The sequence below is a fragment of the Hymenobacter puniceus genome, from assembly GCF_014333525.1.
GTDB lineage: Bacteria > Bacteroidota > Bacteroidia > Cytophagales > Hymenobacteraceae > Hymenobacter.
Genome location: NZ_JACSCX010000008.1, coordinates 72942 through 86997, shown reverse-complemented (window position 1 = coordinate 86997; position 14056 = coordinate 72942). Strand labels below are relative to the sequence as shown.

Here is a 14056-nt window from a genome sequence, read left to right as displayed (position 1 = left end):
AGGCGGCTATTCACCCTTAACAGGTTTCAATCATGGATAACGTAGTGTGTGAAAAACCCACTTCGGCCGAGCTGCGCAAGCCGGCAGAAGCCGCGGCCGCCCACCCGCCCGTGCCGGTCGTGTCGGTGAGCCCAGTGGTGCTGGCCGCGCCGGGGCGCGGGGCTGATTTGCAGGTGCGGGTGTCCGCGCCCGCCACCGGGAGCCGGCTGCCCATAATCGTCTTCGCGCACGGCTTCGGCTCTTCCCTGGACGGCTACGCGCCGCTGGTGCAGTACTGGGCGGCGCACGGCTTCGTGGTACTGCAGCCCACCTTTCTCGACTCCCGCACGCTGGCCCTGCCCCCGGACGATGCCCGCACGCCGGCCATCTGGCGGTTTCGGGTGGAAGACATGAAGCGCGTCCTAGACCAGCTCGACCAGCTCGAAGCGGCCGTGCCCGGCCTGACGGGGCGCCTCGACCGGAGCCGCATGGCCGCGGTGGGGCACTCCTACGGCGCTCAGACTGTGGGCATGCTGCTTGGGGCCCGGGTGGTAGCGCCCGACGGCCGCGTGGGCGAGGACCTGTCCGACCCACGGATTAGGGCGGGCGTGCTGCTGTCGGCCACTGGCCGGGGTGGTCCGGACCTGGGCCCGTTTGCTACCGAGCACTTTCCGTTCATGAACCCAAGCTTCGCCGAACTGACCACGCCGACCCTGGTGGTAGCGGGCGACCACGACGACTCGCCGCTCAGCCCCCGCGGCCCGGACTGGTTTACCGATGCGTACACAATGAGCCCTGGGGCGGGGTGGCTGCTCACCCTGTTCGGAGGCGAGCACCTGCTCGGCGGCATCTCCGGGTATCTCGTGACGGAAACCAACGACGAGAATCCGGCACGCGTTGCGGCGGTGCAGCAGCTCACCTTGGCCTACCTACGCAGCGCCCTCTACCCCAAAGACCCCGCCTGGGCCGCCGCGCGGGCGGAGCTGCTGCAAAGCCCCCAGCCGCTGGGGCAGGTGGAAGGCAAGTAAGCGCCCACGTACCGCCGAAGCCAGCCTTATCTGACGAACCTACGTAGCAATAAGGCGATTACCAGAGTAGCTCGTTGCGCGCGGGCCGGGGCCGCTGCGGTAGATTCGCCCCCATCACCAGTCCACGCCCGCAGCCGCCCCGCTGTGCGCGGGGACTGTTAGCTTTATGCCTCCCTGACTCCCACTCGTATGAAGTCTTCCGGAGATTCCTTCGCCGTTTTGCACACAGTAGCCGACTTTGCGCGGCACTACGGCTTTGCCGCGCCCACGCACCCGCTGGTAGCTGTCATCGACCTGGACCAGCAGCCGCTGTCGGTTTTCGCGGCCAAACCCGCGTTGCGCCAGCTCTACCTCATCATTCTGAAGCGGCATTTCCACGGGCAGCTTCCTTATGGGCAGCAGACCTACGACTACCGGCAGGGCGTGCTGGGGTTTTACGCGCCCGGACAGCCCGTGCAGCTCTGCCCGCAGGAGGCCTTACAGGAGGCCGCAGCGCCCGCATCGGGGCCGCCGCAGGGCTGGCTGGTGGTGTTCCAGCCCGATTTACTGACGCGCCGGCCGCTGGGGCAGTTTCCGGGCAGCTACCCGTTTTTCGCGTACCGCGTGCAGCGGGCCCTGGCGCTGTCGGCCACCGACGAGCAGCTCCTCACCCACGCCGTGACCAGCCTGCGGCAGGAAAGCCAGCAGCCCGCCGATGCCTTCAGCCAGTCGCTGCTCAGCACCCAGCTCGACGTGCTGCTGCAATACGCCAGCCGGGTTTACCACCGGCAGTTTCCCGCGCCCCCACCCAGCGGCCCCGACCTGCTCGGCCGCTTCGAGGCCCTACTGGCCACTTATCTGGACAGCGCCGCCGAGTTGCCCTTGCCGAGCGTGAAGCACTTTGCCGAGGCCTTGCACGTCTCGCCCGCCCACCTGGGCGACGTGCTGCGCACCCACACGGGGCAGAACGCGCAGCAGTACCTGCACCACGCGCTGCTGGAGAAAGCCAAGCGCTTGCTCCGCAGCACCTCCTGGAGCATTCGTGAAACGGCCTTCCACATCGGCTTCGATAACCCGTCCTATTTCAGCCGCCTCTTCAAGCAAAAGACGGGCCTCACCCCCGCCGAGTTCAGACAATCAGCCTGATTACCCATAGCAGTTGTGAGCTTATCCTTCCTCACCTTACGAGTCAGGTTAAAGGCTCAACTCCCTTTGGTGGCAATGACCAAATTCACGTGAAGGCTATTCCCTGTCCTAGATTTCATTACGGTGTTTTTCACTTTAACCGTCGTTTTGCGAGACGTCCCGCACGCCACAAATCCGTGTGGACCCAAAACCGGCCGACCGGCGCTCCCTATCGTTATTTTTCGTTCCTACTATTGTGCGACCTCTAGTCTTGCTCTTTTTTGGAGACGCGCACCAAAATGACGGCCTGTTGCATGGCGCAAAGCTATTCCCCCTGTATCAAGTAAACCACTTTGTTTTCCTGATACAGATTTCACGGCCGCTTATCCGCGAAAAAGTAGGCGTAACTGCCCTGCGAAAGCAGAAAATCAGCAGTAACCTTAAGTTGATACACTTTGGCCAACCGTTGGTTGACTAGCCCCTTGTCGAAGTGTTCCGGCCGATAGGTCCAGAACCAGGTCGGCACGTCGTCCTCAAAAATGTCCTCGCCGGCCAGCAAGCGGTCCTGAGCTTCGTACTGCCAGCTGAATTGGTCCAGGCTCCGCTGGTCATAGCCGCGGGGGCCGCCTACCTCTTCCGGCGGGCAGGCGCGGCGGCCACTCACGCAAACCGGAGCGGTTGGCACGGCCGGCGGCAGCAGTAGTTTCTCGACCCGCACCTGGTGCTGCCAGTAGTCGCCGAATTTGTAGGTGTAGGTGAACTTGTCGTTGACCCGCCACGCAAAATCGCCCAAGTGGACCCGCCGGGCATCATCGGCATACCACGTGCCGCCGGCATAGCTCAGGCCATAGTCCTTGCCCCAGAGATGAAAGCAGTGCAGGTGCCCGTTTTCCCAGCCCATTACTACCTGGAAGATGTGATGCAACTCGGCCAGAGTGGTATCGTCCCGCACCAGTACGCGCCGGCTGATTTGCGGACTGATACCCAGCAGATGAATCTTGAGTTGGTAGCCCACTGCCAGGCGGTCAGAAATTGAAGTAGCGGGTGGCTGAGTCATGGTCTTCACCGACAAGTATGGCTTCCCAAGTTAGCCGAAGAAGCCGCTGAACCCGACTGCCCCACACTTTTTGATGCTCTCCAAGAATTACGGTAAGGCCTTGTCGACCAACTTGCCAGTACAAGGTCGACGTTTCGTTAGTCTGGCAGCCAGCAAAGCGGAGGATTTTGTAGAGCGTGCGACGGGACCCAATCTGGAAGTAAACGATGAGTTGGCGGGTGGATTGCTGACCCGCTTCGTAGAGTTCCTTGACGGCAGGCGCTATTTTCTGGATAAGCTACGTTTTGGGTTGGCTGCTGGGGTCATTCTGAAGCCATTCATGAACAGGCTGAATAGCGGCTTCTAAATTCGGGGCAGGCGTAACAGCTTCGGGCATTTGATTGGCCAACCGTTGCAGTAGCCATTGGCGCTCTTCCAGCTGGCGCAGGCAGCTCCACAGCGTTTGGGTTAAGCCTTGACTCATCTCATCGGCCAACTGCTGGAATGTGAACCGGTGTTTGAGCATACAGCTATAAGTGCTCATCGGGGCGTCGAGAGCAAGGATGCTACCGCAAGTAGGACAGGTTAGGGGGAGAATGACTGGTTGTTGCATGCAAAGCAAAAATGGGAAAAATTCCTGTTTACGTCCGATAAGGGGAACCAAGTGGCTACGCCCAGCAGAGCACTTGCGCCTCTGACAACCGAGTTTTCTACACGCTGACTTCGTGCCGTTCGTGTGCCGAGGCAGCACCTCACGGCCCAATTCCGGCCACTCGTCAACTTTCCGGCCAGCGGCTACTAGGGGCCGGTAGGCTTGCAGCGTCGAATTCCGGGCTGGTAGCGCCTGCGCCGACCGGAAGGGCAGCTTTTATGCCCCTACCCCTTCCTCTTATGGCTAAGCAAGAGGAAGTGAATACCTCTACGCCGGCTGCTACACTTCACCTGGGTGACTGCCCGCAATGCGACCAGGTCCAACGCGACTAAGGGCAGGGAAACAAGGCTAGGGGAGTCGCTACGCCTGCCCCATGAATTGAATCGCTGGCTTAGCGGCTGGGTTGGCCGAAGTCATCGATAGCAGGAAAGCCGCCGCCGCTGAAGTAGGTGCCTAAAGTGACCACTCCAGCGCTAGTGCCCATGGTGAGCGACAGGTGACGACTGTACCCGGGCCTTTAGGGCTTGACCCACGGCCGGACCTCACTGCGTGTAGAGCGCCAACAAATCCGTATTTTTTTCCTGCAAAATCGGCATATCTACGGCTTCCCACCCGACGTAAAGCCGGAATGCCCCTTTTCCTCGATACCGTCGCCCAACGCCGCCAGGCCGTGGCCTTCGCCGTCACCCTCACGGCCGGCACCCCGCTCGCCCCCCAGCGCTACGAGCGCCAGCTGCTGGCCCAGTTCGAAGCCGGCATCCTGGACCTGGACGAGATAGAGCAACTGTTGGCGCAGAGCGTCTACCAGCTGCTCTACCACAGCCACGCCACCCACCCGCCCACCGAAACCGACCTGCGGGCCTTGCTGGCGCAGGCCGAGCACTACAACGCCCGCCACCAGCTCACGGGGCTGCTGCTCTACAGTGCCGGCCGCTACGTGCAGGTGCTCGAGGGCACCGAAGCCGACGTACAAAACCTTTATGCCCGCATTCGCCGCGACCCGCGCCACGAGCAGGTGGTCACCGTCAGCGCAGGCCCCGCACCCCGCCGGCACTTCGCCGACTGGAGCATGGGCTTTGGCCACGTGGCCGGCCCCGACGTGGACCGGGTGCTCGACGCCGTGCAGGCCCCGCAGCTGCCCCCTGGCTTCCGCGTCGACGACGCCCACCTGCAAGCCCTGCTTGACGCGTTTGCCGGCCACCCGACCCCTGGGGCCCCAGCCGGTTAGGGACGCCGCAGTCCTTATGGCCCCCCCGTGCCCGGCCTAGGCTTGCGGAATTTCAACCGTAAACGTGCTGCCCTGCCCTTCCGCGCTCACAAACGTCAGCGTGCCACCGTGCCATTCCGTGATGGTTTTGCACAGCACCAGCCCCAGGCCGGTGGTGGGCTCGCCCCGCAGGCCCGGCCGCCGGGCCTTGGTGAAGCGCTCGAAGAGCACCGGCTGCAGCGCCGCGGGGATGCCGATACCCGTGTCGCGCACGTGCACCCGCACGCAGCCCTCGCCGGGCTCCACGGCCACCGTCACCTGCCCGCCGTCAGGCGTAAACTTGAAGGCGTTGCTGACCAGGTTGTTGACCACCTGCGTAAACTTGTTCACATCCAGCTGCGCGTATACCGGCTCGCCGGGCAGTGAGTAGTCAAAGCGGTAGCCCAGCACCGCTTGCCCGCGCTGCAGCTGCTCGAGCGCTTCGCGCAGCACGGCGTCCACCTCCACCCGCTCCCGCTTCAGGTCCGCGTTGGCCGAAGTCAGGAACTCCACGTCGACCAGGTCGCGAATCATCTTCAGGCTGCTGCGGCTGGTCGTTTCCAGCACGCCTAGCAGCCGGTGCAGGTGGCTGTCGGCCGGGGCGTGCACCTGCTCGTGCAGGTAGGCCGCCACTTGCTGCACCAGGGCAAAGGCCCCGCTCAGGTCGTGCGAGAGGATTTCGAGAATGGCGTTTTTGCGGGTGTTGAACGCGTCGGCGTTTTGCTGGTAGTGCTTGCGCACGCTGATGTCGCGCACCATGCCGGCCAGCAGCGTGGGCCCCGGGCCCTGTTGCTCGTAGTAGGGCGTCAGGCAAAACCACCGGTCGGGCGCATTGGGCACCAGCAGGCGCACCTCCACCTCGTCCGCGAGCCGGCCCCGCGTCCACAGCCGCCAGCAGTGCGCTAGGTACAGCCGGTCGTCGGGGTGCAGGCGCTCCAGCAGGCCGGGCAGCTCCCCGTTCACGCCGGCGCAGGTGCCGCCCAGCACCGTTTCGTACGCGTGATTTACGAACACGATGCGGCCGGCAGCCAGGTCGTACACAAAGTGCACGTGGGCGCTGGCTTCGGCCAGGTTCTGGAATAGCGCGGCGAAATCGGGCGCGGCCAAATAGAAATAGTAGGGTTTGCGCCTAAAGATAGCCGGTTTCTACGGGTCTGCTGGTGCCCCCGCTGCCCCGCAGGGCCCGCTCACGGCAGGGCAGCTCCTCAAAAAAACAGGTGCCTTTGCCTTCTGGGCTTTCCATCCACCGCTGGTTGCGCTGCCGCTGCCCCAGCTGCCGGGTGATGAACAACCGAGAGCATCCAAAAGTGTAGGGCAGTTGGGTTCAGCCACCTGTTGACTTAACTTGAAAGCCTTTCTCTATTGGTGGCCTTAGTTAAAAGTTTGGTACAAAGGGTAAACGAAAGGGATCTCACAGTAAGCTTTTTTGAGTGGTATATTGAAACACCTCGCTCAACCTCTTCAGGACTGTTGTTCACGCACTTTCCTCTTTTCACTGAATGCTTTCACACGGTCTCATCCAACGACAGATCGACGTTTTCTGTACAGCCACTCGGAACTGCGTTCCGAGTGTAGCCGGTGTTATATAAAATGCTGTCAAGCCGAGCGGTGCTGACAACCGCCAGCCAGCTTCGATGCTCTTCTATATTCTTACCCATGCTATCTACTGTGCCTACATTTACTTCTTATCGTATGCTGGCTGGTCTGCTAATAGCGGCGTTACCTGCCCTGGCCTTTCAGTGTGGCTGTGACGACTGTGTGCCGTGCGCCCCAGAGCCCGTGGGCCGCCTGCGCCTGCCAGCCCAGTCGCGGGCGTGGCTGCCCGCCAGTCCGCCCGATTCCGTGCGTTTTGTCAATTCCAACGGCTTCCGCGCCACGCTACGCCGCACTCCCCCACTATCCACCGATTCGGTGCCCTTGCCCGCCCGATTCGGCACTATTGACTTCAGTGGGCTGGAACGTGCGCAGAACACGGGTTGTGGTCCTTTCTTCTGGGCGGAGCGGCAGCGTCTGCGTTACCAGGGCCGCAACATCAACCTGACGCTTACCTACGACCTTCTCCGTGATGCGAGCGGTAACTACCCCCGCTACCGCCTCACGCCGCCCGATCGGACGCTGACTCAGGCAGTGGCCGATACGCTGCCCGATGTGGTGATGGTGCAATTAAACGGCACCTACCCGGCTACCTTCCCGGTGGTAAGCCGCCCCTACCGGACTGTATTTCAAACGATCTTCTCCGGCAGCGTACGTTACCAGGACAGCGTGCGGGTGGCAGGACAGCTGGTACGCGGCGTGTACGAATACCAGGCGTCCGCCACCACTTCCAATACCATCGAGTTGCGCTCCCTGTACTTTGTGCCGGGCCAGGGTGTCGTGGGCTTCACCTACACCAACAACGAGCAATGGGTACGCTTCTAAACCTGAGCCGGCGATGGGCACTGCTGCTGCTGGCTGGCAGCAGTGCGTTGGGCAGTTGCAACCGCTGCCGGGAAGAGACGGTGAGCCTGAGCCTGGAGGCGCCCTACAACCAGTATTTCAGTGCCCGCCCAACTCAGATGTACAACGTTACGCCGCCCGTAGTGGCCGCCCGCAGCAATAACGGCCTGACTGACAGCTTCCAGGGTGCGGCCGTGAGCGGCGGCAACTACCTCGAGCCGCTGTCTTACAACTGCACGCAGTACCTGGCCGAGAACCGCAGCCTAACCTACTCCTCGACGCTGTATGGCTTTTACTTCAAATGTAGCGTGCTGCAGTACCGCGACGGGCCACTGCTGATAGTGGATGACTACTACCGCCCTACCCTTGGCTCCTCGCGCCTGCGCTACCACTTTAGCACGGGGGAAGCGGAGCCCATCGAATACCGCGATGAGACACAATCGCTGGTAACTGGACCGCGGCCTGAAGTCAGCCAGCTGCCCACGCTGACGGTGGGCAGCCGCACCTACGCCCGCGTCTGGCGGGTGACCAATACGTACCTAGTGCAGAACGGCCCGGCCGCCGCCGCCACGGTGTTCTACCTCTCGCCCGAGCATGGCCTCGTCCGCTTTGAGCAGCGTGACGGCACCGTATGGGACCTGGCACTTTAGCTCCGGCAGCCGCCAGATACACCAGTCTTGGCCTTGGCTGAAAGGTAAATGGGTAGCCGTTCGACGACTCGAAGCCAGTGCGTACTGTTGCTCACTGACGACACTTAGGGGAGTTAAAAAGGAGCCCTTTCCTGGCCCCACCGCCGCGCACCAGCGGGCGTGAACCGAGCAACGCCTGGCGACCGGGAACCAGCCGCTCGTTTACCCTTTGTACCAAACTTTTAACCAAGGCCAAAATTATGCCCCCATACTAATACAACCCCATTTTCTGCATTTATCAAACAATTGATTTACGGCTTACTGTTCAGTTTTAGAAATATAATCGGAAATAATAAAAAAATATTTAGTCTGCTAAAACCTCCGTTTCACCGTCTGTTTATGCGCTTTGGTCTATTAATTGGATTAAAACTGTTTAAAATATTTGATATAAAAGTTAAACAAAATATCATTGCTATCCGTATCTGCCCCGCAAAAGCGGTATTGCCAAAAATTGACTTTTACAGCGTATGAACTTACCCCTACTGGATAGAATAAAGTCTTTCACCAAGTCTGCTTCTTCTCCGGGCGGAGAAGATAAAAAAGCCGCCGCTACGGTGGCAGCGGTACGGCAAGCCTTGCCGGAGTTGCTGGCAGTAGCCGTAGTGGAGCTAGCGACCAATAAGGTACTCGCTAAATATAGCAGCTCCGCCCAGCTGCAGCCTGAAAAAGCGGCCATGCACAACGCGGAAGTGGTCCGCCAAAAGCAACGCGCCCTAAAAGCCCTGGCGCTGCCTAACGAGAAAATCGAAGACATCCTGATAACGCTTCGTGAACAGCTGCACCTGCTGCGAGTCAGTCAAAACGGTAACTGGCTGCTTTACCTGATTGTGAGCCCTCAGGATACCAACCTAGCTATTGCCCGCGACGTGCTCAAAACCCACAGCCTCTAACAACACCTGTTGCTTATTTTCCTTCACTTTTTCCTCTTTTCTCTCTCATGGCTTACTCTACCAACAACGCGGCCGGTCAGGCCGTCCAAAATGTCATCAACGATTTGCCGCAGCTGCTGGCAATAGCCGTGGTGGAAACCCAGTCGGGCATGACGCTTGCCTCGCACTCCAACTCGCCCGCGCTGAATCCCGAAACGGCGGCGGCCTACAACACTGAGGTCGTAAAGCAGAAGCAGAAAGCGATGGCGGCCCTAAAGCTTACCGGCGAAACCATCGACGATATTCTCATCACCCTGACCAACCAGATCCACCTCATCAATCTGGTTGATGGCGGCAAGAAGTTTATTTATCTGGCTGTGAGTTCCCGCGATACGAACCTGGCCATTGCGCGTGACGTGCTGCGCCAGCAGTCGGAATTGCTCAAGTAAGCACTAAAGTACCTGCGGTTGGTGCCTTCATACAGGGTAAGAATGGGCCGTTTACGGGCTTCTTAACAGCGCTTCGCTGCTGCCCGAGTATTTTAAGTGCCTGCCGCATGTGCGGGTGTGCTGGCGCTGTCTGGTAGCCCGCCAAGTGTTCATCTTCAACTTTTTACCGTTTACTTATGAAGTTAAGCGCTTCTCCTTTTGATTCGGTAACGGGCGGGTTGTTACCCGTTTACCGCGACGCTTACCTGCGCGGCGACTTGTCGCGGCAGAACACCACGGCTGTGGATGCTTATCTGAAGCGCAACCGCCACTTGGCAGATGACACCCTGCGTCGGTTCTACGACATGAAGGGAGAGGGCGAACAGGTGCGGCCGGTTGGGTGGGTGCACCGTCAGCTAGAGCTGATTCGGACCGAGCCAAAACGCTTTCGGCAGCGTGCAGCTGCACTGGTTGGCAGCGCGGTGCTGATAGCCGGGGCGTCGATGGCGGCCACTAACTTGCCCACGGAAGAAAGTCTGCCTACCGAGGCCACCGGTGCTGTGACCGAAGCGCCGGTTGAAGCCAGTGTAGCCAGCCTGCGTATGGTAACGGTGCAGGGCCGTATCCTCGACGAAAACGGCCGCCCTTTGGTGGGTGCCACCGTGCTCGACAAAGCTACCGGCCGCGGAGTCGGCACCGATGCCTCCGGCGCCTACAGCCTGAAGCTACCGGCTTCGTCGGCAGGCAAACTGCAGTTCGGTTACGGCGGGTATGCCGACGAGGAAATAGCTCTCAACGGCCGCTACGTGCAGAACGTAACCTTGGTGCCGCGTGACCAGCAAGAGCAGTCCACCGGTAAATCCCGCCGCCGCTGGCTGTTTTTCTAAGCTCAGCTAAGAAGCCTGAAAAGCCTGCCAGCTCCGATAAGCCTATGACGTGGCCTCGGAGCTGGCAGGCTTTTTCGCGCGTTTTTAGGGACAGGTGTTATCAGACAGTCGGGGCATATGCTGGGTGATCAGTAAGCCTCTAGACTATCGGAGAGCATCAAAAACCGTGGGGCAGGTAGTGAAAGGGCAGCTAATGAGTACATGACGGCCCAGGCAGCTACGGCTTATCTGGTCGAGCCAGGAAACGATTGGCCGCCACTGCCCCACACTTTTTGATGCTTTCCAAAAAAGTGGTTAAATCCGTCGGAATTGGTTCAGAAAACTTGTCCAGCAGCTTGAGTACAGTATAGGGTGTCTTCGCGATGAGAAGCCTGTATTTTAAGGATAAATATCGGCAATGCCTGCGTTTCGACCCGCGACCAGAACCTGGAATTCCAACTTGATGCCCTCCACAAGGCCGGCTGTAAGACCATTTTCCAGGAAAAAGCTTTCGGGGTCACGAAGGCCCAGTCCGAACTCGACAGTATGCTGGCTGGGTCGCGTATCGGCGACACAGCCCACATTTTCCGCTCCTCCTCTACTGCGACCACAACAACCAAAAAGGCTTTTATCGCGGAGCTGCAGCACGCTACATGTTGCGCTTTCTGCTGAGAAAATAGCAGGTTTTTTAGCGAGTTCAGGGACGTGCTTTTACACTGCTGCCCAATAGGTCCCCCTGGGGCAGGTCAATGGTCCGGTAGACGCCGTTGATGCTCAGCCGGACGTGTTGCAGCGTGCGGGTGGGGTCAGCCACCCACACTTCGGGCCGCGGAGTTGTGCGCTTATAAATCAGCAGGCACGGACTGTCGGCCCCGATGCTGGTGGTGGCACTCACGCGCAATTTCTCGGGCTGGTAGAAAGCGGCCAGCACCCGGTCGTTGAAGGAAATGGCCTGCACGGCGCGGGTGTTCGCCAGCACTTGCACCGGGAAGTGGCGGGCGTCGTCGCGGGTCTGGGCCTGGTCCAGGCCGGTTTGCAGGGCATAGGCGTAATCCAAAGTCTTACTGTGGGGCAGAAAAATGGTGTAGGTTTTCCGCACATCGTCCGCGCTGGCCGGAGGAGAGGCGACATCAACGGCCGGCCAATTGCTTTTTTTGGCGCGCACCAATGTTATTGGCTGGCTGCCAGCGGCCAGAAAAAAGTAGCCGATGCTATCGTGCCAGAGCCAGCGCAGGCTGTTCGCAGTGGCCTCCGCACTCAGGAGAGGGGCCTTGTAGTAGGTTTGATTAACCGTTGTAACCACGTTTTTAGTGTCTTTGGCTGCTATTCCCGCCCCCAGGGCCACGAGCGTATTGCCCACCATGAAATAGCTTTTGCGCGCCTGGAGGCCGAGCCGGTCGTACGCCATGGTGCTTAGGCCCGCAGCGCCGTCCGAGACTTGGCCCACGAAAGCGGCCTGGTTGCTGGATTGCAGCACCTGGGCGTCGCCCGGCGCCCGGGTGGTGTCGGCAGTGGTGCCGGGCAGCATGGCCCAGTTCCAGTACGCCTCGATGTCGCGGTATTCCCGGCCCGTGCGCTGCACTAGGCTCACGCCGTCGTTCAAATAGGCCCCGAGCAGGTTTTCCCCGTTGATGGACTCGATTTTTTTCACAAAGGGGCCGTGCGTTTTCACGCTCATGAAATACTGCCCTCGGGCCAGCTGCACCAGGTAGCCGCTGCGCCAGAAATTCTGGTTGCCCTGCAGCTCGCAGGCGGCATCGGCCGGGCCGCCGAAGCCGTCGAGATAATACCGGCAGGCCTGGGCCGGGTTGAGGGCGCGCACCAGCCGCAAATTGTCGTAGAGCACCTGCCCCCGCTTGGTGGCGGCGCCGCTCCGCAGCTGGCGGCCGAGGGTCGTCATATCCATCCCGCCCCGGAACACCGTCCAGCGCAGCCCATTGGCGCAGTAGTCAAACAGCACGCGCTGCTTTTGCGGCGCAAAAGCGTAACTGGTGCCCTCCGTTACGGCCAACCAAAACAGTAGGCTATTCACGAAATGAAGGCCGTAGTTGCCGAACTGCAGCATGGCCCCGTGCTGCTGAAAAGAGTAGTCCGGCTGAATACCTTCGTCGGTGGTGACTTCAATGACCGTGGCCATGTTAGCCAGCGCCTGGGCCAGCCCGGGCGCATCGTGGTGCAGCAGCGCCACGCGGGCTTCGATGTCGTGCTGCCAGATTTTGTTCTGGCCCGTGGGATGCGCCTGGGCAATGCGCGGGCGCAGCACGTCGTCGAGAAACGCCCGCTCCGGGGCGGTGGCCTCGGCCCCCAGCATCAGCAGCAGGCTGGCGTAGGCAAAGGGCGTATTAATTTGGTTCTGCCACCAGTTCGGACAGCGGAAATCGTGGCGTATCCAATATGCCAGCCCGCGGTGCAGCGCCGCCAAGTACTGCGGGTCGCGGTTGCGGTGGTACTGCCGGCCCACCAGCAGCAGCCGGTACAGGTGCCAGGAGGGCGGCCAGGCATTGCTCAGCGTGGATTGGTAGTCGATGTCGGGCCAGGCGCCCTCCCGAGTAAGGGAAGCGTAGTAGCCCGCGCCGTCCTGCGCGTAGCTAATGTCGCCGCTCAGCTGGTAGCTCTGCTCGCTGGCGTAGGCGGTGTCGGAAAGCAACAGCCGCACGCAGCGGCTGCGCACCGTTTCCACCTCTTTCAGCTGCGCGGCCGGCTGCTGTGCCCACGTGCTGGCGATGGAACAGCAGGTAAGCAAAAGGATGAGAACGAGCGTCGCTTTCATTTTCTTCAAGGTTTTAGCCAGCAGGCGTTTGAGCTGTATGCAGAATGGCCTAGCGCAGCATATCCAGCGGCACGGCGTCCATGTCGGTGTACTCGCGGTTTTCGCCGGCCATGCCCCAGATGAAGGCGTAGGCCGCCGTGCCGCAGCCAGTGTGAATGGACCACGGCGGGGAGAGAATCGCCTGTTCGTTGCTCACCCACAGCGGGCGGGTTTCGGTGGGCTCGCCCAGCATGTGCAACACGCGCTGGCCGGCGGGCAAGTTGAAGTAGAGGTAGGCCTCCATGCGTCGGTCATGCGTGTGGCTGGGCATTGTGTTCCACACGCTGCCGGGCTTGAGCTGCGTGAGGCCCATCACCAGCTGGCAGCTCTGGACGCCTTCCTGGTAGATGTACTTGTAGATGGTGCGCGCGTTGGCCGTTTCCTGGGCGCCCATTTCCACGGGCGTGGCCTCAGCCTGCGTGCGCCGCGTAGTGGGGTGGGCGTGGTGCGCCGGCGCCGACAGCAGGTAGAACTTCGCCGGGTTGCCCGCGTCGGTGCTGGCAAAAAACACTTCCTTGCTGCCCATGCCCACGTACAGGCAGTCCTGGTTGCCCAGCTCGTACACCGTGCCATCCACCGTGATGGTGCCCGCGCCACCCACATTCAGGGCGCCCAGCTCGCGGCGCTCCAGGAAGAAGTTGGCTTTCAGCGACTCGGGGCAAGGCAGCTTGAGGGCCGTGCCCGCCGGCTGCGCGCCGCCCACAATCATGCGGTCGTAGTGCGTGTAGGTCAGCTCGATTTCGCCGGCCGTGAAGATGGTTGAAATCAGGAAATGTTCGCGGATACCGCTGGTGTTGAGGGTAGCCGTTTCGCGGGGGCCGATGGCAAAGCGCTGGGTCATGTAGGAAATTAGGAGTTATGAATTAGGAGTAATGAGTTGTTAGCTGAGTTGGGTTGTGGTGAATCAGAGCACA

General features: G+C 60.7%; 13 protein-coding genes. 9 read left to right on the top strand and 4 right to left on the bottom strand.

What is annotated here, in order from left to right:
• Nucleotides 1–32: 32 nt before the first annotated feature.
• A complete protein-coding gene (locus H8B14_RS18665; RefSeq protein ID WP_187317191.1) occupies nucleotides 33–1007 on the top strand; it encodes an alpha/beta hydrolase family protein in 975 nt (324 codons plus the stop codon).
• A gap of 189 nt (nucleotides 1008–1196) precedes the next feature.
• Nucleotides 1197–2132: a helix-turn-helix transcriptional regulator gene (locus H8B14_RS18660; RefSeq protein WP_187317190.1), complete on the top strand. Its 936-nt coding sequence runs from the start codon at nucleotides 1197–1199 to the stop codon at nucleotides 2130–2132.
• A gap of 352 nt (nucleotides 2133–2484) precedes the next feature.
• On the opposite strand, the gene H8B14_RS18655 is transcribed toward H8B14_RS18660, so the two are convergent.
• On the bottom strand, nucleotides 2485–3168 hold the full coding sequence (locus tag H8B14_RS18655) for a plasmid pRiA4b ORF-3 family protein (protein ID WP_187317189.1): 684 nt from the start codon (nucleotides 3166–3168) through the stop codon (nucleotides 2485–2487).
• Nucleotides 3169–3238: 70 nt separating this feature from the next.
• Between H8B14_RS18655 and H8B14_RS18650 the strand changes: the two genes are divergently transcribed.
• The gene (locus H8B14_RS18650) at nucleotides 3239–3514 is read left to right on the top strand and encodes a hypothetical protein (protein WP_187317188.1); all 276 of its coding nucleotides are present in this window, start codon (nucleotides 3239–3241) and stop codon (nucleotides 3512–3514) included.
• A 913-nt stretch (nucleotides 3515–4427) separates the two neighbouring features.
• Nucleotides 4428–5027 (top strand): BLUF domain-containing protein, encoded by a 600-nt coding sequence (locus H8B14_RS18645; protein WP_187317187.1) that lies wholly within the window; start codon nucleotides 4428–4430, stop codon nucleotides 5025–5027.
• Nucleotides 5028–5063: 36 nt separating this feature from the next.
• On the opposite strand, the gene H8B14_RS18640 is transcribed toward H8B14_RS18645, so the two are convergent.
• A complete protein-coding gene (locus H8B14_RS18640; protein WP_187317186.1) occupies nucleotides 5064–6152 on the bottom strand; it encodes a PAS domain-containing sensor histidine kinase in 1089 nt (362 codons plus the stop codon).
• 585 nt (nucleotides 6153–6737) lie between these two features.
• Between H8B14_RS18640 and H8B14_RS18635 the strand changes: the two genes are divergently transcribed.
• The 5 genes from H8B14_RS18635 (at nucleotide 6738) to H8B14_RS18615 (ending at nucleotide 10354) form a co-directional block, all read left to right on the top strand.
• Nucleotides 6738–7463, top strand: a complete 726-nt coding sequence (locus H8B14_RS18635; RefSeq protein WP_187317185.1) for a hypothetical protein — start codon at nucleotides 6738–6740, stop codon at nucleotides 7461–7463.
• Nucleotides 7448–8131, top strand: a complete 684-nt coding sequence (locus H8B14_RS18630) for a hypothetical protein (RefSeq protein ID WP_187317184.1) — start codon at nucleotides 7448–7450, stop codon at nucleotides 8129–8131. Before H8B14_RS18635 ends, H8B14_RS18630 begins: the two co-directional genes overlap by 16 nt.
• Before the next feature lie 506 nt (nucleotides 8132–8637).
• Nucleotides 8638–9060 carry a hypothetical protein gene (locus tag H8B14_RS18625; RefSeq protein WP_261990091.1) on the top strand — a complete coding sequence of 141 codons (423 nt, stop codon included), beginning with the start codon at nucleotides 8638–8640 and terminating at the stop codon, nucleotides 9058–9060.
• 47 nt (nucleotides 9061–9107) lie between these two features.
• Nucleotides 9108–9488 (top strand): hypothetical protein, encoded by a 381-nt coding sequence (locus tag H8B14_RS18620; protein ID WP_187317183.1) that lies wholly within the window; start codon nucleotides 9108–9110, stop codon nucleotides 9486–9488.
• A 176-nt stretch (nucleotides 9489–9664) separates the two neighbouring features.
• Entirely contained in the window at nucleotides 9665–10354 is a 690-nt protein-coding gene (locus tag H8B14_RS18615; protein WP_187317182.1) for a carboxypeptidase-like regulatory domain-containing protein, read from the top strand.
• Nucleotides 10355–11030: 676 nt separating this feature from the next.
• Here the strand turns inward: H8B14_RS18615 and H8B14_RS18610 are convergent.
• Together H8B14_RS18610 and kduI are read right to left on the bottom strand one after the other, a co-directional pair.
• A complete protein-coding gene (locus H8B14_RS18610; protein ID WP_187317181.1) occupies nucleotides 11031–13103 on the bottom strand; it encodes a polysaccharide lyase family 8 super-sandwich domain-containing protein in 2073 nt (690 codons plus the stop codon).
• Between the two features lie 49 nt (nucleotides 13104–13152).
• Nucleotides 13153–13983 (bottom strand): 5-dehydro-4-deoxy-D-glucuronate isomerase, encoded by an 831-nt coding sequence (gene kduI / locus H8B14_RS18605; protein WP_187317180.1) that lies wholly within the window; start codon nucleotides 13981–13983, stop codon nucleotides 13153–13155.
• Between the last annotated feature and the right edge of the window lie 73 nt (nucleotides 13984–14056).